This is a genomic window from Streptomyces sp. NRRL S-495 (assembly GCF_000966955.1).
Taxonomy (GTDB): Bacteria; Actinomycetota; Actinomycetes; order Streptomycetales; family Streptomycetaceae; genus Kitasatospora; species Kitasatospora purpeofusca.
The window spans coordinates 1-25,394 of the sequence record NZ_JZWY01000067.1 but is presented as its reverse complement, the minus strand read 5'-3'; the positions used below and the strand labels follow the sequence as shown (position 1 = coordinate 25,394).

At 73.7% G+C, this 25,394-nt stretch carries 20 protein-coding genes, 1 pseudogene and 1 riboswitch; of the genes and pseudogenes, 6 read left to right on the top strand and 15 right to left on the bottom strand.

Going from position 1 to position 25,394, the window contains the following annotated elements:
- From VR45_RS04920 to VR45_RS04910, 3 genes are all read left to right on the top strand, one after another.
- On the top strand, positions 1–1,408 hold a 1,408-nt coding region (locus VR45_RS04920; protein ID WP_045938431.1), incomplete at its 5' end, for an SDR family oxidoreductase.
- On the top strand, positions 1,405–2,502 hold the full coding sequence (locus tag VR45_RS04915; protein ID WP_045938430.1) for an alpha/beta fold hydrolase: 1,098 nt from the start codon (positions 1,405–1,407) through the stop codon (positions 2,500–2,502). The genes VR45_RS04920 and VR45_RS04915, both read left to right, overlap by 4 nt.
- 164 nt (positions 2,503–2,666) lie before the next feature.
- Positions 2,667–4,124 (top strand): MFS transporter, encoded by a 1,458-nt coding sequence (locus tag VR45_RS04910; RefSeq protein WP_045938436.1) that lies wholly within the window; start codon positions 2,667–2,669, stop codon positions 4,122–4,124.
- Positions 4,125–4,184: 60 nt separating this feature from the next.
- Here the strand turns inward: VR45_RS04910 and VR45_RS04905 are convergent, their stop codons facing one another.
- The 15 genes and pseudogenes from VR45_RS04905 to ribB form a co-directional block, all read right to left on the bottom strand.
- On the bottom strand, positions 4,185–5,339 hold the full coding sequence (locus VR45_RS04905) for an iron-containing alcohol dehydrogenase (RefSeq protein WP_045938429.1): 1,155 nt from the start codon (positions 5,337–5,339) through the stop codon (positions 4,185–4,187).
- A 54-nt stretch (positions 5,340–5,393) separates the two neighbouring features.
- Complete coding sequence (gene pgk, locus VR45_RS04900) at positions 5,394–6,587, bottom strand: phosphoglycerate kinase (RefSeq protein WP_234325838.1); 1,194 nt, start codon at positions 6,585–6,587, stop codon at positions 5,394–5,396.
- 5 nt (positions 6,588–6,592) lie between these two features.
- Positions 6,593–7,684 (bottom strand): N-acetyl-gamma-glutamyl-phosphate reductase, encoded by a 1,092-nt coding sequence (gene argC / locus VR45_RS04895; protein WP_234325837.1) that lies wholly within the window; start codon positions 7,682–7,684, stop codon positions 6,593–6,595.
- Complete coding sequence (locus tag VR45_RS04890; RefSeq protein WP_045938435.1) at positions 7,681–8,700, bottom strand: alcohol dehydrogenase catalytic domain-containing protein; 1,020 nt, start codon at positions 8,698–8,700, stop codon at positions 7,681–7,683. The genes argC and VR45_RS04890 overlap by 4 nt, the downstream gene beginning before the upstream one ends.
- A complete protein-coding gene (locus VR45_RS46680) occupies positions 8,700–11,255 on the bottom strand; it encodes an amino acid adenylation domain-containing protein (RefSeq protein ID WP_063772411.1) in 2,556 nt (851 codons plus the stop codon). Before VR45_RS46680 ends, VR45_RS04890 begins: the two co-directional genes overlap by 1 nt.
- Entirely contained in the window at positions 11,242–12,213 is a 972-nt protein-coding gene (locus VR45_RS04880) for a phytanoyl-CoA dioxygenase family protein (protein WP_045938426.1), read from the bottom strand. Before VR45_RS04880 ends, VR45_RS46680 begins: the two co-directional genes overlap by 14 nt.
- The gene (locus VR45_RS04875; RefSeq protein ID WP_045938425.1) at positions 12,210–13,514 is read right to left on the bottom strand and encodes a condensation domain-containing protein; all 1,305 of its coding nucleotides are present in this window, start codon (positions 13,512–13,514) and stop codon (positions 12,210–12,212) included. The genes VR45_RS04880 and VR45_RS04875 overlap by 4 nt, the downstream gene beginning before the upstream one ends.
- Positions 13,507–15,279, bottom strand: a complete 1,773-nt coding sequence (locus tag VR45_RS04870; protein ID WP_045938424.1) for a thiamine pyrophosphate-binding protein — start codon at positions 15,277–15,279, stop codon at positions 13,507–13,509. Before VR45_RS04870 ends, VR45_RS04875 begins: the two co-directional genes overlap by 8 nt.
- Entirely contained in the window at positions 15,276–16,208 is a 933-nt protein-coding gene (locus VR45_RS04865; protein WP_045938423.1) for a transketolase C-terminal domain-containing protein, read from the bottom strand. Before VR45_RS04865 ends, VR45_RS04870 begins: the two co-directional genes overlap by 4 nt.
- Positions 16,192–17,013 (bottom strand): transketolase, encoded by an 822-nt coding sequence (locus VR45_RS04860; protein WP_045938422.1) that lies wholly within the window; start codon positions 17,011–17,013, stop codon positions 16,192–16,194. Before VR45_RS04860 ends, VR45_RS04865 begins: the two co-directional genes overlap by 17 nt.
- A gap of 50 nt (positions 17,014–17,063) precedes the next feature.
- Positions 17,064–17,930, bottom strand: a complete 867-nt coding sequence (locus VR45_RS04855; RefSeq protein ID WP_030398374.1) for an isocitrate lyase/phosphoenolpyruvate mutase family protein — start codon at positions 17,928–17,930, stop codon at positions 17,064–17,066.
- Positions 17,931–17,939: 9 nt separating this feature from the next.
- Entirely contained in the window at positions 17,940–19,211 is a 1,272-nt protein-coding gene (locus VR45_RS04850; RefSeq protein ID WP_045938421.1) for an MFS transporter, read from the bottom strand.
- Positions 19,212–19,325: 114 nt separating this feature from the next.
- Positions 19,326–20,579, bottom strand: a complete 1,254-nt coding sequence (locus VR45_RS04845) for an ATP-grasp domain-containing protein (protein ID WP_045938420.1) — start codon at positions 20,577–20,579, stop codon at positions 19,326–19,328.
- A 3-nt stretch (positions 20,580–20,582) separates the two neighbouring features.
- Positions 20,583–20,825 carry a phosphopantetheine-binding protein gene (locus VR45_RS04840; protein ID WP_199839572.1) on the bottom strand — a complete coding sequence of 81 codons (243 nt, stop codon included), beginning with the start codon at positions 20,823–20,825 and terminating at the stop codon, positions 20,583–20,585.
- A gap of 261 nt (positions 20,826–21,086) precedes the next feature.
- Positions 21,087–21,686 (bottom strand): annotated as a pseudogene (gene ribB, locus VR45_RS04835) (3,4-dihydroxy-2-butanone-4-phosphate synthase); the annotation flags it as partial.
- 219 nt (positions 21,687–21,905) lie between these two features.
- Positions 21,906–22,036, bottom strand: a riboswitch (FMN riboswitch).
- A 504-nt stretch (positions 22,037–22,540) separates the two neighbouring features.
- Here ribB and VR45_RS04830 point away from each other — a divergent pair.
- The 3 genes from VR45_RS04830 to VR45_RS04820 all read left to right on the top strand — a co-directional run bounded on the left by VR45_RS04830 (position 22,541) and on the right by VR45_RS04820 (position 25,219).
- Positions 22,541–23,116: a DUF402 domain-containing protein gene (locus tag VR45_RS04830; RefSeq protein WP_045938432.1), complete on the top strand. Its 576-nt coding sequence runs from the start codon at positions 22,541–22,543 to the stop codon at positions 23,114–23,116.
- 182 nt (positions 23,117–23,298) lie between these two features.
- The gene (locus VR45_RS04825) at positions 23,299–24,318 is read left to right on the top strand and encodes an alcohol dehydrogenase catalytic domain-containing protein (protein ID WP_045938418.1); all 1,020 of its coding nucleotides are present in this window, start codon (positions 23,299–23,301) and stop codon (positions 24,316–24,318) included.
- An 88-nt stretch (positions 24,319–24,406) separates the two neighbouring features.
- The gene (locus VR45_RS04820; RefSeq protein WP_045938417.1) at positions 24,407–25,219 is read left to right on the top strand and encodes an LLM class F420-dependent oxidoreductase; all 813 of its coding nucleotides are present in this window, start codon (positions 24,407–24,409) and stop codon (positions 25,217–25,219) included.
- The last annotated feature ends 175 nt before the right edge of the window (positions 25,220–25,394 follow it).

Here is a 25,394-nt window from a genome sequence, read left to right as displayed (position 1 = left end):
GCCCAAGCCGCTGCACCACATCTCCTCGGTCGCGGTGTTCAACGAGGTCGGCATCGAGAAGATGGGCGAGGACGACCCGGTCGCGCACATCGACCGGCTGTTCGCGGGCTACGACAAGTCGAAGTGGGCGGCCGAGGCCGTGCTGCGGCGGGCCCGGGAGCACGGCCTGACCGTGACCTTCCTGCGGCCGGGCGCGATCGGCGGCCACACCCGCACCGGCGTCTACAACCCGGCCGACCTCAGCACCGGCCTGATCGGCGCGATCTCCCGGTTCCGGACGGTGCCGGCGTTCAAGTTCCTCAACCTGGCCCCGGTGGACTGGATCAGCCGGACCACGGCCGCGATCGTCTTCGACCCCAAGGCCTGGGGCCAGAACTACAACCTGACCGGCCGGGCGGAGACGCTGCCGGAGCTGGTCAAGGACATGAAGCTGGCCGGGATGAACGTCCGGATCGCCGGCTGGAAGGACTGGCGGGACGACCTGCTGCGCCGGCAGGAGACCGACCCCGTCCCCGAACTCGACTTCCTGGTGCGCATCCTGAGCAGCCCGACCGCCGTCAAGCTGTTCGAGGCGCTGATGTTCGGCCCGGAGGCCGGTTCCGAGCGCACCGAGGCGTTCGTCGCCCGGCACCGTCTGCCGCAGGCCGAACGCTACGGCTCCGAAGCCCAGTTGAAGGCCTTCGAGCGGATGGCGGAGAACGGCGTGGCCCGCCTCCCCAGCCGCGAGGACCCGCCCTACCTGTCCTTCCGCGAGCGGATGAAGGGCCAGGTCGGCCCGGTCGGCGAGGACCGCGACAGCAGCTGCCGGCTGGCGTTCACGCTGTCCATCGCGAGCATGTACCAGGTGATCAGGCACCGCCGGATCGACGTCCGCGGCCAGGTGGTGTGCGAGCGGATCCACCCCGAGCCGCTGACCGTGGTGGAGGGCGAGATCCAGGTCCGCCCCGACGAGGGCGTGCCGCGCCTGCACAGCAACGACCACCCGCTGCTGCGCTACCGGCTGACCCTGGAGGACCGGGACGGCAACCGCTGGTGGCTGGAGGGCTACAAGACGGCGCGCGCCCGGCGCGACTTCTGGAAGCAGACCCGCACGCTGGACATCGCGATCGGCCGCGAGGGCGAACCGGCCGTCCTGGCCGGCGTGGTGAAGGTGCCCAGCAGCAGCTTCCTCCCGGACCAGATCGACGGGATCCAGGTCGACCCGCGGCTGTCCTCGCAGGAGCAGCGGCTCGCCAAGCTGGCGTGGCTGTCGTGGTTCTTCCTGCAGATGGGCGCCGGCCTGGCCGAGCCGTCGCTGCGGGCCGCCGCCGAGCTGCTGGACCTGCGCCGGGACGCGATCGACCGGGACAAGGACAAGCTGGCACGCAAGATCAGGAAGCTGATGATCCAGAGGGAGCAGAACCGATGACCCTGAGGCCCCTTCACCACCGCCTCGGCGAGCGGGTCGAGGACATCCCCTTCACCGCCTCCGACGGCACCCGGCTCGGCCTGACCCGGGTCGTCCCCGAGGGCGGCGCCGGCGAGCGTCCGGCCGTCCTCGTGCTGCACGGCCTCACCGCCTCGGCCGACATGTTCACCCTGCCGGAGACCCGCAACCTGGTCGACGTGCTGCTGGACGCCGGCTACGAGCCCTGGCTGCTGGACTGGCGCGGCAGTTGCCGCCTGCCGTACAACGAGGGCCGGGTCCGGTACAGCTTCGACGACGTGGCCCTGTACGACATCCCGGAGGCCGTGGCGCTGATCCAGGAGCGGATCGGCGGACGCCAACTGCTCTGCGTCGCCCACTGCATCGGCGCGCTCTGCCTGTCGATGAGCCTGGCGGCCGGCCTGGTCACCGGGCTGGACGGGGTCGTCGCGCAGGGCGTGTTCCTGACGCCCAAGCTGTCCTGGAAGACCCGGGCCCGGCTGCACTTCGGCGGCGAGCTGCTGCGCTCGCGCTTCGTCAACATCCCGACCGACTTCAAGAAGGTCGGGCTCTGGTCGAAGCACTCGCTGATCTTCGCGGAGGTCTCGATCGGCGCCGAGTGCAAGGACCCGACCTGCCAGATCCTGCACAACGACTCCTGGGGCGTCGGCGGTTCGCTGTTCGAGCACGACAACCTCGACACCCGGACCCACGACCGGCTCGCCGACCTGTACGGCACCGTGCCGATGTGGATCCTGCCGCACCTGCGCAGCGTCGAACTCGCCCACACGATGCTGCGGTTCAACGACAACGACGGCCGCTACGACGCGCTGCCGAAGAACGCGCTGGACAACGCGGGGAAGATCGAGGCGCCGCTGATGCTGCTGTCCGGCAGCGACAACCGCTTCTGGTTCGACTCCAACAAGATCTGCCACGAGATCCTGACCGCCCGGTACCCGCAGCTGGACGTCCGCTACGTGGAGGTGCCGGGCTACGGCCACCTCGACACGTTCATCGGCCGCAACGCCGCGCTGGACGTGTTCGGCCCGATCGTGGACTTCCTCGACGAGTGCCGGACCGTCAAGGCCGGCCGCTGACCACCGGGGCGGTGGCGTCCCGTCGCGGAGGCGCCACCGCCCCGGTCCCCCGAACCGCCGTTCCACGCCGGCCCCGATGCCTGCCGGCGTGGAACGGCCGTTTTCCGTTGCTGTTCCTTCGACTTCCGCGCACGGAAGCCGGGTAGAGGAGAACGATGACCTCGATGACCTCCGACAAAACGCGGCCGGACCCGGACCCGGACACCGGGCCGCCCGGCCTGCGCCTGGTGATGCCCGTCATCATGCTCGCCGTCTTCACCGTCCCGCTGTCCGTCTCCGGGACGGCGGTCGCGCTGGGCGACATCGCCGCGGACCTCGGGTCGTCGTCCACCGGCGAGCAGTGGGCCCTGAACGGCTACAACCTGACCTTCGCCTGCGCCACGCTCGTCTGGGGCTCGGTCGCGGACGTCATCGGACGGTGGCGGGCCCTGCTGATCGGCCTGCTGACCTTCGGCGCCGGCTCCGCGCTCAGCGTCCTGGCCTCCGGCTACCTGCTGCTGGACGCCTCCCGGCTGGTCGCGGGGGTCGGCGCGGGCGCCGTCTTCTCGGTCGGCTCGGCGATCATCTCCACCAGCTTCACCGGCGAACGCCGCACCCGGGCCTTCGCCCTGCTGGGCGCCGTCGCGGGCCTGTCGCTGGCCTTCGGTCCGTCGCTGTGCGGCCTGTTCACCCAGGTCGTCGGCTGGCGGCTGGTGTTCGGCTTCCAACTGGTCTGCCTGGTGGTCGCCTGCGCCGCCATGCCGCTGATCCGCCGGGCGACCGCCCACGCGACCCGGCGGGGCGCCCGGATCGACGTGACCGGCGCCGTACTGTTCTGCGGGGCGACCGGCCTGCTCCTCGGCGGCCTGGTGCTCGGCTCCCAGACCGGCTGGCTGTCCCCGCAGTTCCTGCTCTGCACGGCCGCCGGCCTGGCCGGCTACGGGCTGTTCGCCCGGCAGGAGGCCACCGCGCCGTCCCCGCTGCTGAGCCTGCGCACGCTGCGCAACGCGCGGTTCTCCGGGATGACGCTGGTGATCGCGGTGGCGTCGTTCACCTTCACCAACGCGGTCGCCTACATCCCGGTGTTCTTCCAGGGCGCCTACGGCTCCTCGCCCGGCGAGAGCGGCGCCCTGCTGATGTTCATGACCATGCCGGTGCTGATCGCCCCGCTGCTGGCCGGCCGGCTGGTCGCGCGTGGCGCCGCCATGGACCGGATCCTCGCCTGGAGCATCGGCCTGCTGGTGGTGGGCCTGGTCCTGGCGGGCGCCGCCGCCCCGCAGGGGCTCGCCTGGATGGCGCTGCCGCTGGTCGTCGTCGGCGCCGGCTTCGGCCTCCAGGCCGGACTGGTCGACGGCGAGGCGCTGGCCCAGGTGCCCGAGCACGAGGCCGGCATGGGCGCGGGCTGGATCAACACCGTCCGCCTCGGCAGCGAGGCGATCGCGGTGTCGATGTTCGGCTCGCTCTTCGCGAGCTTCGTCGGCACCGCGACCCACGCCTCGGGCCGCGGCTTCGCGGCGATCACCATCGGCTCCACCCTGCTGGCCGCGGTGATCGGTGTCCTGGCCGTCCTGCTGCTCCGCCGCGGCGCGGCGCCCGCCGGCCCGACCGCCGCCCCGGCCCCGGCGGACGCGCCGGCCCCCTGACCCGGCAGCGGGTCGGGGGGCCGGAACACCGGGGCGCCTGGGGCCGGGCGGGTCAGCGGGTCAGCGGGTCAGACTGGCGCGGTAGAGGGAGCGGACCAGCCCGGTGTCGACCTCGGGGTGCGGGTCGTTCTCCAGGTTGCCGCTGAGTCCGGCCACGAAGGTGTCGATGTCCCGCTCGGTGTAGCCCTGTTCGGTCAGCGAGGTGCCCAGGCCGGTGCGCGCGAGCAGCGCGTCCACGGCCGTCGCGGCGTCCCGGTGGCCCAGGGTGTCCCCGATGGCGTCGAAGGCCTCGTCCGCGAAGGGGCGGGCGCTGCGCAGCCAGGCGGGGTAGAGCAGGGCCAGACCTCGGCCGTGCGAGAGCGGGTTGCCGGCGACGGCGCCCATGGCCTGCTGGAGGCGGTGCGGCAGGCAGGTGCTGACGGTGGTGACGTTCACCCCGCCCAGCAGGGCGGCCAGGGCCATCGCCTCCCGGGCCTCGGGCGTGGCCGCGCCTCGGGCGAGCCCGGGCAGGTGGTCGCGGACCAGGGCGAGGGCCCGGTGGGAGTACGCCCGGCTGCGCGCGGTCGCGCGCTTGGCGACCGCGCCCTCGACCGCGTGGGCCAGGGCGTCGAAGCCGCTCTCCAGGGCGACGGCGGCGGGCAGCCGGTCGGTGAGGTCCGGGTCGACGAGCGCGATCCTGGGGGCCACGTCCTCGCCGCGGATGCCGGACTTGAAGCCCCGCACCACGTCGGTGACGATGGCGCCCTGGGTGACCTCCGAGCCGCTGCCGGCGGTGGTCGGGACGGCGACGACCGGCAGCGCGCCGGCGGAGCCGGGCAGGGTGCGGCCGATCAGCTCGCGCACGGTGTCGGCGTCGCCGGCCACCGCGACGGCCTTCGCCGCGTCGATGGCGCTGCCGCCGCCGAGGCCGACCACCAGGTCGCAGCCGCTCGCCCGGGCGAGCGCGAGCGCCTCGTCGATCTCGTCCGAGCGGGGGTTGGCGCTGATCCGGTCGAAGACCGTGACGGCGAGGCCGGCGGCGGTGAGCGAGCCGAGCGCCCGGTCCAGGATGCCGGTCCGGCGCATCGCGGTCCGGCCGCAGACCAGCAGGGCGTGGCCGCCCAGCGGGGCGGCGAGCGGGCCGAGCCGGTCGAGCACGCCGCGGCCGAGGACCACCCGGGTGGGGACGGGCAGGTCGTCCAGGTCGACGGTGCCGGGGTGCGGGTCAGTGGTCATCGTGGGCGGCTCCTCGCCGGGGCTGGTACGGGGTCGGGTCGGTGCTCAGGGTCGCTACCCGGTGGGGTCGGTGCGGGCGGCGTTGGCGGCGTTGGCGGCGAGTGCCTCGAACACCGCGCAGGTGCCCTCGACCAGGTACTGCAGGGCCGATCCCCCGCCGGTGGAGCGCGGCCCGTCCCAGGGCAGTTCGGCCACCGTGTCGCCGCCCAGCAGCAGCGTGCCGCCGGGGGCGTGCGCCCGGGCGGCGAGGACGGCCGCCGCCGCGTGCCGGTTGCCCTCGGCGTGGCGGCCGGGGGTGCCGGCGACCAGGACCCGGCCGGCGCGGCGGAGCAGCTCGATCGCGCCCGGCTGGACCTCGAAGTCGACGATGGCGTGGTCGTCCGGCACGCCCCGGTCGAGCGGCAGGTGCCGGACGGTGCCGTCCGGGCCGGCCGCGACGACGACCCGCGGCAGGTGGATGCCCGCCCCGCCGGTGCGGGCCAGGACCTCGCGCGCCGCCCGGGCGCAGCCCTCGGGGTCGCTGCCCAGCTCGGAGCGGCCGATCCGGTGGCCGGTGACCGCGAGCAGGGTGTTGAGCACGACGCCGCCCGGGATCACCAGGTGGTGGGTGCGGGTGAGGCCGCGCAGGCCGATCAGGGTCTTCTCCGGTTTGACGCCGCCGAGCACCGCGACCGACGGGCCGTCACCGGCGCCCGCGCCGTCACCGGCCCCGGCCCCGGCCGCCCAGGGGTCGAGGGCGCGGGCCTCCCCGACCAGGCCGGCCGCGGCCCAGCCGGGCAGGTGGTCGAGCAGGCCGGTGTTGGAGGCGTGCCGCCGGTGCGCCTTGGAGAAGCCGCCGATCGCCACCCGGTCGCCCAGACCGGCCAGGGTGCGGGCGAGTTCGGGGTCGCCGCGCTCCTCGCCCGGGTCGAGGCGGGTGTTGCCGAACAGCGCGATCGCGCCGGGGCTCAGCTCGCGGGCCCAGGCCCGGGCGCGGGCCGTGCTGTTCTCCGGCAGGTAGCGCACCGGGCGGCCGAGCCGCCGGGACAGGTAGTCGGCGAGGTAGTCCAGGTGGCGGGCGCTGCCGTCCTTGGCGCTGCCCTGGTGGCTGAGCAGGGCGATCCGCGCGCCGGCGTCCGACAGCCGGGCGAGGTCGGCCAGTTCGACGTCGATCCGGCCGGTGTCGGCGAGCGCGGGACCGGCGTTGAACCCGGCCGAGTAGATCCAGCGCTCGCCGGGCGCCGGGGTGTGGTCGGCGAGCAGCCGCATCGTGGTCACAGGCCGTAGTGCCCGAGGCCGGCGCGCTCGTCGAGGCCGAACATCAGGTTCATGTTCTGGATCGCCGAGCCGGCCGCCCCCTTGACCAGGTTGTCGGTCACCGCGACGACCTTGGCGAAGCCGCGCACCGGGTCGTAGTCCACCCCGATGTGGCAGAAGTTGGAGCCGGCCACCGAGGTGAGGCTCGGGTAGACGCCGTACTCCTTGGCGTTGAGCTTGCCCTGCTTGGCGAAGGTGTTGACGCGCACGAAGTGCTCGCCGGCGTAGTGCTCGCGGTAGAGGTCGAGCAGGGCGGCGCGGTCGAGGCCGGCCCGGGCCTCCGCCCGGACCGCGACGCTGGCCTGGATGTAGATGCCGCGGACGAAGTTGCCGTGGGCGGTGGTCATGTCGACGCAGGGCTCGCGGCCGGCCAGCGGGGTGAGGTGGGTCTCCAGCTCGGGGGCGTGCCGGTGGCCCTCCAGGCTGTACGGCAGCATCGAGGCGAAGGCCTCGGCGTGCATGATCTCGGTGCGCGGCTTGTTGCCGGCGCCGGAGCTGCCGTTGACGGCGGCGAGGTGGATCGCGGTGTCCAGGTCGGCGAGCCCGGAGCGCAGCAGCGGGGCGAGGCCGAGCACGGTGGTGATGGCGTAGCAGCCGGGGTTGGCCACCAGCCGGGCCCGGGCCACCCGGTCGCGGTACAGCTCGGTGACGCCGTAGACGGCCTCCGGCAGCAGCTGCGGGCTGGCGTGCTCCTCGCCGTAGACCTCGCGGTAGCGGTCGGCGTCGGGGAACCGGAAGTCGGCGCTGACGTCGATCACCTTGACGCCGCGCTCCAGGAAGTACGGCGCGGAGCGCATCGCCTCGCCCGAGGGGGTGCAGAAGAACACCACGTCGAGTTCGCCGGCCCGCTCGCGCAGTTGCTCGACGGTGGTGAAGGCGAGTCCGCTGCCGAGCAGGTTGGGGTGGACCCGTTCGAGGTCCTCGCCGCCGCGGGCGGTGGGCAGGACGGTGGCGACGCCGGGGTGGTTCAGCAGCAGGCGGCAGAGTTCGCCGCCCGCGTGCCCGGTGCCGCCGACGATGCCGATGGTGAGCGTCATACGTGTCCTCACGGGGTGATGATGATCTTTCCGGTGGCCGGTTCGCCGGCCGCCATCAGCGCCAGTGCGGCGCCTGCCCCGGCGAGGCCGAAGCGGTGGGTGACCATGGGTCGCGGGTCGATGCTGCCCTCGGCCAGCCAGCCGATGACGGCGTGGAAGTCCTCGGCGGTGGACAGCGAGGAGCCGATCACCCGGACCTCCTTGCCGACCAGGGCGTTGACGGCGACGGCGGGCGGGCGGTCGAAGAAGCTGACCACGACCACGGTGCCGCCGGGCCGCACCGCCCGGACCGCCTCGTCCACCGCGCCCGGGTGGCCGGCGGCCACGAGCACCACGTCGGCCTCCGGTGCGGCCGGGCCCGGGGCGTTCTCGCCGGCCAGCACGTCGAAGTAGCCGTCGGCGCCGAGGGCCTCGGCGCGGCGGCCCTTGTGCGGGCCGAGGTCGGAGCAGACGACGGTGCCGAAGCCGAGCCGTTTGGCGGCGACCAGGCAGCCGAGGCCGATGTTGCCCGCGCCGATGATCCGCACGGCCCGCCCGTCCGCCGGACCGGCCAGGGCGACGGCGTGGTGGGCGATCGACAGCGGCTCGACCAGCGCCCCGAGTTCCGGATCGGTGCCGGCGGGCAGGCGGTAGGTCATGGCGGGCCGCAGCGTCACGTACTGCGCGAAGGAGCCGTCCCAGCCGAGGTGGCACAGGTTGGCCTTGGCACCGCACAGGTTGGTGCGCCCCCGGGCACACATCGGGCAGTCGCCGCAGTGCGCGTAGGCGGCGGCGCAGACCAGCTCGCCCTCCGCGAACCCGCCGGCCGGGGTGACGACGGTGCCGCACAGTTCGTGGCCGAGCACGGTCGGCGCGGTCTTGTACGGATGGGCGCCGCGGTAGGTGGCCAGGTCGGAGCCGCAGATGCCGGTGGCGAGCACCCGGACCAGCAGCTCGCCGGGGGCGACCGGCGGCAGCGGGGTGCGCCGGTGCTCGATCCGGCCGTAGTCGGCCAGCACCGCGCTCTCCATGGTGTCATGACGGGTCATCAGCACTGGTTGGGCACCTCCTGGCCGGCCAGGGCGGCGGCCACCGAGTCGACCAGGATGCGGCCGATCCGGACCTGCGAGTCCACCGACATCGCGCCGATGTGCGGGGTGATCACCACGTTGTCCAGTTCGTGGAGCCGGTTCGGGTGGCCCTCCTCGGCCACCACGTCGAGCCCGGCGCCGGCGATCCGGCCCTCGGCGAGCGCCTCGTACAGCGCGTCCTCGTCGACGACCAGGCCGCGGGAGACATTGACCAGCAGGGCGGTCGGCTTCATCGCGGCCAGCGCGGCGGCGTCGATCAGGTGGTGCGTCCGCTCGGTCAGCGGGACGGCCAGACAGACCACGTCGGCGGCCGGCAGCAGCGTCTTCAGCGGCGCCAACTCGTGGTCGAGCCGCTCCAGTTCATGGCGGCGGTCGGCGTCAGGACGGGCCACGTCGACCACTACCCGCATGCCGAGGGCGCGGCCGAGCGCCGCGATCCGGGAGCCGATCCGGCCGTAGCCGACCAGTCCCAGGGTCTTGCCGCCGAGTTCGACCCCGGAGAGCGCGGCCTTGTTCCAGATCCCGGACCGCACCTGGCGGTCCGCCAGCGCCAGGTGGCGCCCGACCGTGAGCATCAGCCCGAGGGCCAGCTCGGCGACCGCCGGGGCGGAGACGGCGGGGATGTTGAAGACCGTCGCACCGGCCGCCCGGGCCGCCGCGACATCGATGTTGTCGATCCCGGAACCCGCCCGGGCGATCACCTTGAGCCGGCCGGCCGCCGCGATCACGGGGGCGTCCAGGCGCACCCCGCTGCGCAGCACGATCACCTCCTGGTCGCGCACCAGCCGGAGCAGTTCGTCGACGGGCGGGCGCAGCGCCACGGTGACGTCGTACCGCCGGCGCAGCTCGTCCAGCGCCCCCGGGTCGATGGGGTCGAGCACCAGGACGCGGGTGCGCGGCGCCCCGGCCCGCGGCGCCAGCTCGGCCAGCGCCTTCCGGTCGAGCTTGCCGGAGGAGGTGAGCGGCAGTTCCTCCACCGGGTGGAACCGGTTGGGGACCAGCTGTGCGGGCATGGTGGCGCGGGCGTGCCGCCGCAGGGCGGCGACGTCCAGCGCCCCGGGTCCGGCCGGGACGACCAGCGCGGTCAGCAGCTCGTTGCCCGCGGCGTCCCGGACGACCAGCGCGGCCGCGTCGCGGACCTGCGGGGCGGCCCGCAGACCGGCCTCGACCTCGCCGAGTTCGACCCGGTGGCCGCGGAGCTTGACCTGCTGGTCGTTGCGGCCGAGGTAGGCGAGCCCTCCGTCGGGCAGCCGGCGGGCGAGGTCGCCGGTGCGGTACATCCGGCGGCCGTCGAGGGCGCGGAAGCGCTCGGCGGTGAGTTCGGGACGGTTCAGGTAGCCGTCGGCGACCCCCGACCCGGCCACCCACATCTCGCCGGTCCCGCCGTCCGGGACCGACCGGAGGGCGTCGTCGCGCAGTTCGATCGCCAGATGGGGCAGCGGGCGGCCGATCGGCGAGGCGGTGTCACCGGCCAGCAGCTCCGGGGTGAGCACCAGGTGGGTGGCGTGCACGGTGATCTCGGTGATGCCGTACATGTTGACCATGACGGGCGCCGGACCGGGTGCGGCAGCCGCGGCGGCGAGGAAACCGCGCACCACGTCGAGGTCGACGCTCTCGCCGCCGAAGACCACGTACCGCAGCGCGGTCGCCGGGGCGCCCGAGTCGCTGTACTCCCGGGCCAGGTGGCGGAAGGCGGACGGGACCTGGTTGAGCACCGTGATCCGCTCGTCCGCCAGCAGCCGCAGGAAGTCCTCCGGGGCCTGCGCCGTGGCGGCGGGCACCGGGACGGCGGTCGCGCCGGTCGCCCAGGCACCCCACAGCTCCCAGACCGAGAAGTCGAAGGAGGCGGAGTGGAAGAGGGTCCAGCGGTCCTCGGTGCCGAGCTCGAACAACGGCAGGGTGGCCCGCAGCAGTTCCAGGACGTTGCCGTGGGTGACCACGCAGCCCTTGGGCACGCCGGTGGAGCCGGAGGTGTAGATCACGTACGCCGGGTCGTCCGGGCCGGGTGCGTCCCCGGCGGTCCCGGCGGCAGTCCCCGCGACCGGCGCGGCGGGCTCCGCCGCGGCGGCCTCGGGGTCGATCACGGGCAGCGCGTCCAGCCCGCAGGCCGCGGCCCGGTCGGGGTCACCGACCAGGGCCGCGAGGCCGGCGTCCGCGGCCATGAACCGGAGCCGGTCGGCCGGGTACGACGGGTCGAGCGGCACGTACGCCGCGCCGGACCGCAGGATGCCGAGGATCCAGGCGGGCGCCCGGTGCGAGCGCTCCAGGAGCACGCCCACCAGGTCGCCGCGGCCCAGGCCGGCGGCGGTCAGCCGGGCGGCGAGGGCCCCGGCCCGCCGGTCGAGCTCGGCGTAGCCGAGCTCCTCGCCGCCGCCGGCCACCGCGGCCGCGTCGCCGCGCACGGCGGCGACGCGGGCGAACAGCTCCGGCAGCGACCGGGCAGCGGCCGGCAGGCCGGACAGGCCGGGCTGCTCGGAGCGGTCAGCGGGGTCAGCGGGGTCAGACAGCTGCATGGTTGCCACCGACTGCCATCACGTCACCCTGGCCGACCGGCTTGTAGTAGTCGGTGGGGTGGACCTGGTCGCCGAAGTCGCCGAACATCCGGCGCAGGCGCGGCGACATCCGGTCCAGCACCTCGGCCGGCTGCTGGAGGTAGTCGTGCGGGCGGTGCCACAGGTGCCCGTAGCGCAGGATGAAGGTCTTGCGCTCCTGGACCTTGTTGGGCGCCACGGCGTGCCACAGCGAGTACGGGAAGATCAGCACGTCACCCGGCGCGGCCTTGACCTCCAGGGCGTCGTCGGGCAGCACCCCCTGACGCAGCGGCTCGTCGAGCTCCTCGATGTAGCAGAGCGCCGTCCGGTCGGTCGGCACCTTGCGGTGGCTGCCGGGGACGAGCAGGAAGTTGCCGCTGTCGGACTCCGTGGTGTCGGTGAAGAACACCTGCGCCTTGACCTGCAGGCTCGGGCTGCCGTGGACGAGCCGCAGCTGCTGCAGGTACTCGCCGCCGTCGGTGTGCCAGTACTCGAGCGCCTCGTCCTGGAGCGAGCGGACGAAGATCTCGGTGCCGAGCAGCTGGACGCTGCCGGCGAGCAGCGACATTAGCGGGCCGACCAGCTTCGGGTGGTCGAGGAAGTAGTCCATGCCGGCGGTGCGGGCCACCGCGTCGCGCACCCGGACGGTGTGGGCGCGGTCGGTGAAGCTGGCGTGGTTCCCGATGGTCCGCGCGCCGTCCGCGACCACCTCGTCGATGACGGCGAGGCCGCGCTCCACCTCCTCGGGGTTGAACAGGCCCTTGAGGTGGAGGTAGCCGTTCTGCTCGTAGCTCTCGAACTGCTCGTCGGTGAGCGGCGTCCAGTCGCGTTCGACGGCGGTCTCGACGGTCGACTCGCGGATGGTCGCGATGTGCATGCCGGTGTCGTCCATGGTGTTCTCCTTCGTCGACGGGTTGGTGCGCGCGGGCACGCCGGTCACGGGCGCAGCTCCTCGGCCCACCGGTACAGCCGGGCCTCCACGGCGTCCCACAGGGCCAGCACGTCGGGGGCGGTGTACCAGTCGGTCTTGAACATGACGTTCACGGTGACGCCGTCCTCGTCCTCGTCCCAGAAGGTCGCGATCGCGGCGTCGTGCCAGCCGTTGGAGATCCGCAGCGGCGCGGTCCGCACGCCGGGGATCTCGATCTCGCCGACGCTGCGGCGCATGCCGAGCGGCCGGGCGTTGAAGGTGACGTACGGGACGGTGGCCTGCCGGCCGAGCGCCCGCGGGTCCATCAGGTCGATCAGGGCGGGCCACGGCAGGTCGCTGTCGTCCAGGGTGACCAGGATCCGCTCGCGGAAGTGCCGCAGGTACGCCACCGGGTCGGGGTGCCGGCCGGGCTCGCTGGCCAGCACCGTCTTGCTGGCGAACCAGCCCACGGTGTGGGTGAGTCCGGGCAGCTCCCGGTTGGCGGTGGACAGCGTGGTGGCGACCACCGGGCGGCCCGAGCGCTCGTACAGCGCCCGGTGGAGCGCGGCGTGCATGAGGTTCAGGCCGGTCATCCGCAGCGGGCGGGCCACCGCGGCGAGGTCGCGGCAGAGCTCGCCCGGCAGGCGGCGGACGAAGTCCTCGTTCTCCTCGTACCGGATGCCGGTCGCGCCGCTGAACCCCTCGACCGGCATGGCCGGAATCGCGCCGATGCCGTCCAGCCGGGCGGCCAGCCGGGCGAGCCCGGCGCGCCCGGCCGGCGAGTCCACGGCGAGGTTCTGCCGGCGGACGAACTCCTGGAAGGGCAGCTCGATCGGCGGCAGCGCCGGCACCTCCGCGCCCACCTCCTGGCCGTAGAGCACCGCGAGGTCCCGGATCAGGGCGTTCAGCGACCAGCCGTCGCTCACCATGTGCTCGGTGACGAGCGCGAAGTAGGTCTCCTGCGGCGAGCGCGGGAGCACCACCAGCCGGGCGACCGGCCCGTTCACCAGGTCGAAGGGCTCGATCACGGCCTCGCGGACCGCGGCCCGGTCGGCCTCCTCGTCCGCCCCGGCGGGCAGCCGCCGGACGTCCTGCGGCTCGGCGGCGCCGACGTGCCAGAGCGCCCGGTCGGTGTCGAAGCCGCTGAGCAGGGCCGGGTGCCGGCGCTGCACGGCGTGCCAGGCGCGGTTCAGCGCGGCCGTGTCGAGCGTGCCGTGCAGGACCAGCGGCAGGGTGCTGTGGTGCGGGTTGAACACGCCCCGCTCGGCGTCCTCCCGGGTCTGGCCGAGCCGGTGCCGGTGGTTCCAGGAGGCCCGCAGGGTCTCACGCATGGTTCAGCTCCCGCTCCCGGACCAGGTCCGTGAGGGCCGGGAGCTCGTCCGCCCCGCCGGTCCGGACCATCGAGGCGCCGTCGTGGGCCCGGCGCCCGCCGTCGGCCCGCAGCGGACGCAGCAGCAGCTGCGCCGGGTCGCAGATCACCTCGACCAGCGCCGGCCCGTCCTCGGCCAGCACGGTGGCGATGTCGGCGTCCAGCGTGCCGGTGTGCCGCAGCGTGCGGTACGGCAGCCGGAACGCGGTCGCGACGGCGGAGAAGTCGAGGGTCTCGGGCTCCTCCAGCTCCGGTCCGCCGACCAGCGCGGCCTGCGACTCGCGGATCGAGGCGTAGCCGCCGTTGTTCAGCACGAACACCTTGATGCCCAGCCCGTACTGGCTGATGGTGGCGAGCTCCTGGATGTTGAGCTCGATCGCGCCGTCGCCGACGATCACCAGCACCTGGGCGTCCGGCCGGGCGAAGGCCGCGCCGACCGCCATCGGCACGGCCGCGCCCATGTTGAGGAAGGCGGCCGAGGTGATCTCCCGCTGGGAGGCGGTGAACTCCAGGGTCTGGCCGGTGACGTAGTAGGCGCTGCCGGTGTCGACCACGAAGACGTGGCCGGGGCCGGTCTGCGCCTCCAGCCGGTCGACGAACCGGTAGGAGTTGATCGGGCCGTCCGGCCGCTGCTCGCCGACGGTCGGGTGGGCGGCCTTGAGCGCGGCGCACTCGGCGAGCCAGGCCTCGTGGGCGGGGGCGACGGGTTCGGCCGCCTCCTCCTGGAGCGCCTCGACCAGTCGGCCGACGTCCATGCAGACCGGGAAGTCCACCCGGACGCCCTTCTTGGTCAGCTGCGACGGGTCGATGTCGACCGCGACCACGGTGGCGTCCGGGTCGAAGGCGTCCGCGTCCTCGCCGACGAAGGCGGTGGACAGGCTGGAGCCGAGCGAGATCACCAGGTCCGAGCGGCCCATGATCAGCCCCGGGTAGAGCCGGCCTCGGATGCCGCCCTGACCGAAGCAGAACTCCGAGTCGTACGGCAGCAGGTCGGTGCCCAGCCGGGAGGTGACCACCGGGATCCGCAGCTTCTCCACCACGGCCCGGAAGGCCTGCACGGCGTCGGCCTGCCGGACGCCCTGGCCGGCGACGATCAGCGGGCGCTCGGCGGAGCGCAGCATGGTCATCAGCTGCCGGGCGGTCTGCCGGGCGCCGGAGCCGCGCGGTTCGGCGGCGGGCGGCTCGGCGCCCGCCAGGGCGGCCGGGTCGACCTGCGCGGCCTGGACGTCCAGCGGGATGTCCAGCCAGACCGGGCCCGGGCGGCCCTCCAGGGCGTGCCGGACGGCCTCGTCCAGGTGGCGGCGGATGTCGCCGGGGCGCTCCACCACAGCGGAGTACTTGGTCATGCTGCGGGCGCTGTGCACCACGCCGAAGCCCTGGACGCCGAAGGAGCGCACGCCCTCCTCCATGTGCCGGGTCTCGACCTGGCCGGAGACCACCAGCACGGGCACGCCGTCGGCGTACGCGTCGACCAGTCCGGCCAGCGCGTTGACGGCACCCGGGCCGCTGGTCACCAGCGCCACCCCGAGCTCACCGGTCAGCTTGGCCGCGCCGGTGGCCATCAGCGCCGCCGCGGTCTCGTGCCGGGCGCAGATGGTCACCAGGCCGGGCTGCTGGCTGAAGGCCTGGTCGAGGTGGATGGAGCCGGTGCCGGAGAGGCTGTAACAGGTGTGCACGCCCAGCGCGTGCAGGTAGGCGGCCGTGTAGTCGGCCACACTGACGGTCATGCCAGCCACTGCGCCACCCGCTTCGCCACGCCCTGCGCCGTCAGGCCGAAGTGCTCGTACAGGAACTCGGCCGGGCCGATCGGCGCGTACTCGTTCGGCACGCCGAGCTGCAGCACGGGCACCGGGTGGGTGCGGACGACGGTCTCGGCGACCGCGCCGCCGAGGCCGCCGTTGAGCACGTGGTCCTCCGCGACGACCAGGCGTCCGCTGTGGCGTGCGGCCCGTCCGATCGCCTCCGCGTCGATCGGCTGGACCGAGCCCAGGTGGAGCACGCCGGCCCGGACGCCGTCGGCCGCGAGCAGGTCCGCGGCCTCCACCAGGCGGGTGGTGAGCAGGCCGGTGCCGACCAGGGTGACGTCCTCGCCCTCGCGCAGCTGCACCGAGCCGCCGTAGGCGAAGGTGTGGTCGGCCGGGAACAGCTCGGGCGTGTCGAGCTTGCTGACGATCCGGATGTAGACCGGGCCGTCGTGGGTCATCGCCTCGCGCAGGGCGGCCACGGTGTCGTTCGGGGTGGCCGGCGCCAGGACGGTCATCCGCGGGATCGACCGCATCCAGGCGAGGTCCTCGACGGCGTGGTGGGTGCCGCCGAGCGCGCCGTAGGCGAGGCCGCTGACGAAGCCGCAGAACACCACGTTGGCGTTGGTGTAGGCGGCGTTCTTGATCTGCTCCAGCGCCCGGGCGGTCAGGAAGCAGGAGGCCGAGTAGACGAACGGGCGCAGGCCCGCGTTGGCCAGGCCGATCGACACACCGACCAGGTTCTGCTCGGCGATGCCGACGTCCACGAAGCGGTCGGGCAGCTCGGACTGGAAGCCGAGCGCCGAGTGGGTCTCGGCCGAGTCGTTGTTGACGATGCAGATCCGCTCGTCGGTGCGCGCCAGTTCGAGCAGGGCCGCCGAGAAGGCGGCGGCGCAGTCAGTCGTCGGTGCCATGCTCAAGCTCCCGGAGTGCCTGGTCGAGAAGGTCGGGGGTCAGTCGGCGGCTGTGCCATTCGAGGTTGCGCTCCATGAAGGAGACGCCCTTGCCCTTGACCGTGGAGGCGATCAGACAGGTCGGCCGGCCCGGCTCCAGCGGCGCGGCGCCGAGGACGGTCAGCAGTTCCTCGACGTCGTGGCCGTCGACGGTGCGCACGGCCCAGCCGAAGGAGCGCCACTTCTCGTCCAGCGGCTCCAGGGCGTTGATGTCCTCGGTGCTGGCGCCCTTCTGGGCGAGGTTGCGGTCGACGATCACGACCAGGTTCTCCAGCCCCCGCGAGGCCGCCAGCATCGCGGCCTCCCAGTTGCTGCCCTCCTGGAGCTCGCCGTCCCCGGTGAGCACGAAGGTCCGGCGGCCGGAGCCCTGGACCCGGGCGGCGAGGGCCGCGCCGACGCCGAGCGAGAGGCCGTGGCCGAGCGAGCCGGTGTTGAACTCGATGCCCGGCACCCGGGTGGAGACCACCGTGCTCAGCCGCGAGTCGGCCGCGCCGTAGGTCGCGAGCTCCTCCTCGGGCAGGATGCCCCGGAGCGCGAGCACGCTGTACATGGCGGCCGAGGCGTGGGCCTTGCTGAGGATGAAGCGGTCCCGGTCCGGGTCGTCCGGGCCGCCGCGCAGCACGCCGAAGTGGAGCGCGCAGAGGATGTCCATGGCGGAGAGGTCCGCCCCGATGTGGCCGGTCCCGGCGGTGCTGACCGTGGTCAGCGCGAGTGCTCGGGCCCGTGCCGCCCGACGGCGCACCAGCGCCACGTCTTGCGACGACAAGTCTTGATCCTTTCGGTGGGTCGGGGTGGTGGGCGAGGTCGTTCCGGCCGTCAGGCCGTGAACTCCTGCCACTGGTCCAGGCGCTGGAGCGCGAAGACGTCCTTGACCCCGGCGATGCTGTCCTCCAGGTGGGCCGAGTGCCCGGTCTCGTAGATCGAGCCGAGGGCGGACCGCAGGGAGGTGATGGTGGCGCGCAGGCCCTGGTTGGCGTAGATGACGGCGGAGACGCCGGCCGCACGGGCCTCGTCGGCGTGCCAGTCGGGGTAGGTGGTGGGCACCACGACGACCGGCAGCCGGTCGTCCCACTGGTCGAGGAAGGAGAGCACCTCGTCCTTGGTGGCCTGCTTGGAGTGGACCAGGACGGCGTCGGCGCCGGCGTCGGCGTAGACCGCGCAGCGCTTGAGCGCCTCGTCGACGCCCAGCCCGCTGATCATCGCCTCGGTGCGGGCGATGACGAAGAAGTCCTCGCTGCGCTGGGACTTCTTGGCCGTCTCGATCTTGTGCGCGAAGGCGTTCACGTCGAGCAGGCTGTGGTCGGCCGCGGCGAAGCTGTTCATCTTCGGGAAGATCTTGTCCTCCATGCACACGGCGGTGATGCCGGCCTGCTCGTACTCGGCCACCATGTACGCCACGTTCATGCTGTTGCCGAAGCCGGTGTCGCAGTCGGCGACCACCGGGACGGAGAGCGCCTTCTGGATGTGCGCGGCCGCGTCCAGGTACTCGCTCATGCTGAGCAGGCTGGCGTCGGGCAGGCAGCGGGCGGCGGAGATCTCGAAGCTGGAGGCCCAGACGGCCTGGAAGCCGACCTGCTCGGCGATGACGCCGCCGAGCGCCGAGTGCGCGCCGGCGATCCGGACGAGCGGGTGGTCCGCGAGGACACTGCGGAACGAGGGGTAGCTGTGGGGGGTGGGACTCACGTGGTGCTCCTACGACTGGGGTGATGGTTCATTTGACGGTTCGTCGGACACGCCGGCCGGCGGGGCGTCCCGGACGAAGGCCCACAGGGCGATCAGGCCGCAGACCACGAACACTCCGGCCAGCAGCAGCCAGCCCGCGGCGCCCATGCCGAGCGGGAGCATGACCACCAGCGCGGGCCCGAAGAACTGCTGGAGTCCCCGGCCGAGCCCGAACACGCCCTGGTACTCGCCCATCCGGCCCTCGGGCGGCAGGGTGAAGGACAGCCCCCAGCCGCCGGCGGACTGGGCGAGTTCGCCCAGGGTCATCAGGACCGTGCCCGCGAACAGCAGGACGACGGCCAGCGAGGTGTCGGCGGCGCCGGATCCGGCGAACAGGCAGCAGGCCAGCGCCATCAGCAGGCCGGCCCGCAGCAGCAGGCGGCCGGAGCCGGACACGGTGTCCGAGCCCTTGCCCGCGGCGACCTGGAGCAGCACCACCAGAACGGTGTTGACCACCGTCAGGGCCGCCACCAGGGCGCCCGGGGCGCTGGTGCGGTTGACGATCCACAGCGGCACGCCCACCGCGAGCACCGGCTGGAACAGCTCCAGGATCCCGGAGAGCGCGGTGGCCAGCAGGAACCGGCGGTCCCGGAAGGCCTCCCAGGAGCGTCCCGCGGTGGCCGGGACCACCTCGGGGCCGTCCGGCCGCAGGCCCAACGCCATGATGGCACACAGCAGTTGGAGCGCCACATTGACCGCGATCACCAGCAGGAAGGCGATCCGCGAATCCGTCGCCAGGGCGGCCCCGGCCAGACCGGCGCCGGCCGTGAAGCCGAGATTGAACAGGCTGCGCATCCTCGCCCGGACACCCGCGGAGCGGGCGGAGCCGAACAGGGCGTGGGTCAGGGCCGCGCGCAGCGGGCTGCCGACAGTCTCACACACCGCGATCGCGCAGGCCACGGCCGTGAACGCGGGCACGCCCTCGACGAAGGCGTAGCCGACGAACAGCACCGCGAGCAGACCGTAGCTGGCCGCCAGCGGCCGGCGCGCACCGAACCGGTCGGCGACCCGCCCGCCGGGGACGGTGGCGAGGAACCCGCACAGTCCGGCCGCCGACATGGCCACCGAGACGCTCTCGGCGGACAGCCCGACGGTCCTGGTGAAGAAGATGGCACTGGAGGTCAGGAAGAGACCGGTGCCGAGCGACTGGGTGAGCGTGAGCACACCCATGCGGCGCTCGGCCCCGGGCGCCGGGACGAGTTCCTTCAGGAACCCGGCGGCGGCCGAGCCGATGGTAGGCATGAGTCATCCAGGGGGGTGGTTCACGGAGGTGGTCGCGCCGGGGTCGTGTCTTTCGGATCCCGGCGGTCCGATGCGGCGTCGACGGTCCGCCGCGGCGCCCGCGGACGGCACGCCTCAGACGTGGTCGAGCAGGTCCCGGGCCGTGCGCGTCACGGGCCGGCCGTCGACGACGAACTCGTACGCCAGCAGAGCGACCGCCTGATCCACCAGTGCGGTCATGCCCCGGTGGTCGGCGGCCGAGCCGCACAGCATGTCGAGCAGGGCGGTGCCGGTCCCGGCGGCCAGCTCGGTGCCGGGCCGTACCGAGAGCCGGTACGAGTCGACCCCGGGCAGCGCCCGGACGGCGGCCTGGCCGTCGACCCGGGTCAGCCGGCCGCCCGCGGTGGGGCCGGGGGTGTAGTACTGGAAGTGCACCCGCTCCGGGCGGGCCGGATTCAGCTCGACATCGCGCCCGAGCGCCAACTCGCCCGCCAGCGCGACGAGATCGAGCCCGAGGGAGCGTGCGGCCAGATCGGTCTGGTCGCCGCCGAGGCGGCCGTTGACCTCGATCAGCCGGGGCCCGGCGGCCGTCAGCTTGATCTCGGTGTGCACCAGACCGTGCGTGACCCCGAGCGCCCGGAGCGCCCGGTCGGCCAGCTCGACCACCTCGGCCTCCGGCCCGGGGGCCAGCTGCGAGGGCCAGAACTGCCCCGACTCCCGGAACGGCGGTGCCAGCGGCAGCTTGCCGGTCACGGCGAAGTGGCGGATCCCGCCGGGGGTGACGGCGCTCTCCACCGACACGTAGTCCCCGAACGGCGCGCAGTCCGCGCCCCGCAGGAACTCCTCGACCACCAGGGCCGGTTCGGCGTGCAGGAACTCCTCGACCACGGCGGCGCCGTGCTCCGGATCCGTCACCAGGACGGTGTTGCGGCTCCCCTCCCCGCGGACCGGCTTGACCACGGCGGGCAGGCCCACCTCGGTCAGCGCGGCGTGCCAGCCGTCGGCGTCGGTGAGCAGCGCGCTGCGCACACTGTCCACCCCGGCCTCCCGCAGCCGCCGGCGCTGTGCCGCCTTGTCGGTCAACACCCGTACGGTATCCGGGGTGTTGAACGGAAGGCCGAGCAGTCCGGCGAGCCGGGCGGTGTCGGCGAGCATCCGTTCGCTGAACGTCAGGATGCCCGCGGCCCCGTACTCGCGCAGCCGGGCGACGACCACCTCGTCACCCTCGGCCAGCGTGACGACGCCCGCGCAGTTCTCCTCGAACAGCGGGCCGACCTGCCGGGCGTGGTCGGAGTCGGCCAGGGCGACCAGCACCGGAGCCGTTCGCCCCAGGGCGATCACCTCGCGCGGCGAGGCCGAGCCCTGGTCGTAGACGACGACGATGGCCATCGCTCAGGCGCGATCGAAGAGTCGGGGGTCCTCGACGGCCTCGGCGAGCTGTCGGAGGGTGCTGCGGCGCAGCACCGCCGACCGGGGCATGTCCAGACCGGACTCGATGGCCCGGGTGGAAATCGCGAGGGCCAGCAGGGAATCCCCGCCGAGGTCGAAGAAATCGGCGTCCAGGTCGTCGACCGGTGTACCGAGGACTTCTTCCCAAATATTTCTAAGTTTTTCCGTGGTGCTGATGTCGGACATACCAGGCCTCTCCCCATCGGCGTGCATCCGTGAATCGATTATTGGAGCAGGATTGCGGAACTGTCAATTCCGGGAAAACAGTCGGTGAACCGGAGCCGGTGCCGGAATTCCTGCGGGCAGGGCGAATCACGGCACCGCCCCGGAAATGGAATTCCCGGCGGAACCGCCCCCCCTGCGGCCGGTCTCCCGGCGGGATCAGCCGGCGACCGCCGCGACCGCCGTCCGCGCCGCCCCGGCCGGGACCGCCGCACCGGCCGCACCGTCCGCGGTGCGCAGGTACTCGATCAGGTCGGCGATGGAGATCAGCGCCAGGCCGTGCCGGCGGGCGAACTCGCGCAGCTCCGGCAGCCGGGCCATCGCGCCGTCGGCCATCGCGATCTCGCAGATGGCCGCCGCCGGACGCAGGCCGGCCAGCCGGCACAGGTCCACCCCGGCCTCGGTGTGGCCGGGGCGCGCCGGCACACCGCCGTCGACGGCCCGCAGCGGAAAGACGTGGCCCGGGCGCACCAGCTCGGCCGGGCGGGTGCCCGGCTCGGCCAGCAGACGCAGGGTGAGCGCCCGGTCGGCCGCCGAGATACCGGTGCTGATGCCGGCCGCGGCGTCGACCGAGACGGTGAAGGCGGTGCGGTGGTGCTCGGTGTTCTCCCGGACCATCTGGTCCAGTTCCAGCCGGTCCAGGTCCGCCCCGGTCATCGGGGCGCAGAGCAGTCCGCGGCATTCCGTCATGGCGAAGGCGACCAGCTCGGTGGTGGCCAGCTCGGCGGCGAAGAGGAGGTCGCCCTCGTTCTCGCGGCTCTCGTCGTCGACGACGACGACCGCCCGGCCGGCCGCGATCTCCGCGACCGCGTACTCGACGGAGTCGAACGGCTGCTCGGTGTCACCGGCCGCGTACGAGGTCGCGTCGGCGGTGGTCGTGCCCGTGGTGTGGCCCATCGGAACTCTCCTCGCGCTCGGGGCGCGGACTTCCGGGGCTGATGGAGCCGGGCGTGCAGGGACGGCCTTCGACCGCATTCCGGCGGAAGCGGCCCGCGACCGACGGGCCGACGGGAAATCCCCCCGGCCATCGGAAAAACCTGCTCGCCGCGCACTTCCTCCCTTCCGGACTTTAACCGTCGGTCCAGGAATTTCACCTGGTCAACCGGCCGCTGGCTGCGGACGGGTCGCGGACTGTAACCGCCGGTTCGGAATTTCACCGACCCCGGAGTGCGCAAACGTCTTGAACAACGCTCGTCAACCTCGCACACTTGCCGCGATCTTGACAAGACGTCGGTGAACCGGTGGAGCCGTGGGCTGCATCACACCGTCTGTCGGGGGGTCGGGGCACCCGCCGTTCGGCGGGCATTGCCAATGCTCTCCGAGCGTGCCTAAGATCCGGACCGCCGATGCCTACCCATGAGTAGCGACCCCCGTTCGACCTGCGTCGAACCACTGGGGAAGGGGTCCGAGGGGCAGGCGTGCGGCACTCCGGCGGGGGCCGGAGTCTCGCTGCCCGCGTTCCGGGGGCGGCATTGCGAAACGGGGGCAAGACGTTCATGCACGATCCTTCGAGGGGTCCGAGGCGCTCCGCCGTGTCCGCCGGTGACGAATCCGGCCGAGGCACCGCCGGGCCCGCAACCGGCCTCGGCGCAGCCCTGCCCGCAGCCGGCCGCGCGGCCGAGTCCGACCCCGCGCCCGACCCCACGGCCGACCCCGAACCACGCCTCGCAGCGGGGCCGTTGACGCCAGGGCAGGTCGTCCTGCACCGGGAGATCCTCGACGGACGGGTCTGGCTGAGCTACCCCGTCCGGGTCGTCGCCCACGAACCCGACCTGCTCGCCGTGTACCTGGCCCACGACACCCGACTCTCCTTCGGTGAGGGCGAGTTCAGCTGGGGCCCGCACGGCTGGAGCACCGTCGCCGACCGCTGGCGCAGCCCCGGCGTCCTGCAGCTGCAGCGCCCCGGCGAGGCCTACGCCGTCTGGGCCTTCCGCGACCCGGCGACCGACGAACTCTCCGGCTGGTACGTCAACTTCCAGGACCCGTACCGGATCAGCGCCGAGGGCGTCGACACCCTCGACCACGAGCTCGACCTCTGGATCCCGGCCGACGGCGGCCCGTACCGCTGGAAGGACGTCGAGGCCTTCGAGGAGCGCGCCCGCACCGGCGGCTTCACCCCCGAACAGGCCGCCGCCGTCCGCGCCGAGGCGGCCGGGCTCGCCGCCCGGATCGACCGCGGCGACACCTGGTGGGCCGAGCGCTGGACGCACTGGCGGCCCGCCGCACAGTGGACCGCTCCCCCTCCCCCGGCCTGAGCCGCCCCCCCGCCGTCCGACGGTCCACCCGACCACCCGGGCCCGTCGGGGCGCCACCCGTGCCCCGACAGCGCGACAGCGCGGCGCCACCGCACCGGGGCACCCCGGTGCCGCGGCGGCCCGCACCGCGGCAGCCCCCACCGCTGCACCACAGCACCGCAGCACCACGAAAGGAACGACCGATGCGCATAGCCCTGGTGACCTCCCCCGGCTCCGTCGAGATCCGCGAGACCCCGCGCCCCGAGATCGGCGAGGACGACGTGCTCGTCCGGATCGCCGCCTGCGGCCTGTGCACCATGGAGGCCAAGCTCTACACCGGCGCCATGCCCGTCTACCCCGTGGCCGCCGGCCACGAGGTCTCCGGCCGCGTCGAGCAGGTCGGCGCGCGCGCCGCCGCCCTGGAGGACGCCCCCGCCGTCGGCGATCTGGTCACCGTGGACCTGCTGACCCGCTGCGGCACCTGCCGGCACTGCCGCTCCGGCAACAGCGCCATCTGCGCGTCGCCGCAGGGCAGCCTGCTGCCGGACGGCAGCATCAGCATGGGCGCCGGGCTCGCCGAGTACGTCCGGGTGCCGGCCGCCCACGCCTGGCCGGTCGGCGACGCCGACCCGCTGCACGCCGCCATGGGCGAGCCGCTGGCCTGCGTCGTGCACTCGTTCCGGCGCGGCTCCTTCCAGCCCGGCGACCGGGTCGCGGTGATCGGCGGCGGCTTCATGGGCCGACTGCACCTGCTGCTCGCCCAGCACCACCAGGCCCGCTCGGTCACCGTGATCGAGACCGACGAGGCCCGCCGCAGCGCCGCCCTGCTGGCCGGCGCCGACCACGCCGTGACGCCCGAGGAGCTCGCCGAACTCCCCAAGGCCGACGTGGTGTTCGTCACCATCGCCTCCCGCGAGGCGATCGCCGCCGGCTTCCGCGCCGCGGCCGACGGCGCCCGGCTGGTCCTCTTCGGCGGCTCCCACGACACCCCCGACGCCGTCCTGCCCGGCTACGAGGTGCACCGCCGCCAGCTCACCGTGACCGGCTCCTACAGCCAGGAGCCCGCCGACTGGCGTGCCGCCGCCGCCCTGCTGCGCGGCGGAGCGCTCGCCGAAGGACTGGCCCCGCTGGTCACCTCGCGCCACGAACTGGCGGACACGGACAAGGCGTTGACCGAGAGCTCCGGTTCGCCGGTCTTCCGGGTCTTCGTCGAACCCCGCTGACCCCCACCCCCACCCCCTCCTGACACCTCGTCGGACGCCCTCCAGGCGTCGGACACCCACCCGCACCCGCACCACCAGGAGAGACCCCATGAGCACCACCCCCGCCGCCACCCGCCCCACCCTGCGGATCGGCGCCCAGCTCCACCCCCAGCACTGCGACCTGGCCGACCTGCGGGCCGCCTGGCGCGCCGCCGACGAGCTCGGCGTCGACTCGCTGTGGACCTGGGACCCCTTCATGCCGCAGACCGGTGACCTCAACGGCCGCCACTACGAGTGCTGGTCGCTGCTGGCCGCCATGGCCGTCGAGACCAGCCGCGCCACCATCGGCTCCCTGGTGACCTGCACCGCCTACCGCAACCCCCACCTGCTCGCCGACCAGGCCCGCACCGTCGACCTGCTCAGCGGCGGCCGCCTGGTGCTCGGCGTCGGCGCCGGCTGGTTCGAGCAGGAGCACCGCGAGTACGGCTACCCCTTCCCCGGCCCCGGCGGCCGGATCGACGCCTTCGAGGAAGCCGTCACCGCGATCCGCGACCGCCTGACCCGGCTCAACCCGGCGCCGGTCGGCCCGCTGCCGATCCTCATCGGCGGCGGCGGCGAGAAGCGCACCCTCCAGGCCGTGGCCCGCTACGCCGACCTGTGGAACTGGTACGGCTGGGACTCCACCGACCCGGTGGCCGAGTTCGCCCGCCGCAGCGGCCTGCTCGACGACTGGTGCGCCGAGGTCGGCCGCGACCCGCGCGAGATCGGCCGCACCGTGATGATCGACGCCCCGCAGACCGGCCTCGCCGAGGCGTTCGCGGCGGCCGGCGCCACCGAGATCATCGTCTCCGTCCCCGGCCCGTTCGACCTCGCCCCGGTCCGCGAACTGCTCGCCCTGCGCGACGGCCTGGCCGGCCGATGAGCGGATCCGGGCAGCCGGACGGGCGTCCCGGCTCCGGGTACCACGGCCTGATGGCCGCCCTGCTGGCGTCCAGCGCCGGCATCGGCCTGGTCTTCCCGCTGACCAGCATCTACATCAGCGACCGGCTCGGACTGGGCGGGACCGGCGCCGGCACCTACTTCGTGGCGATGGCGGC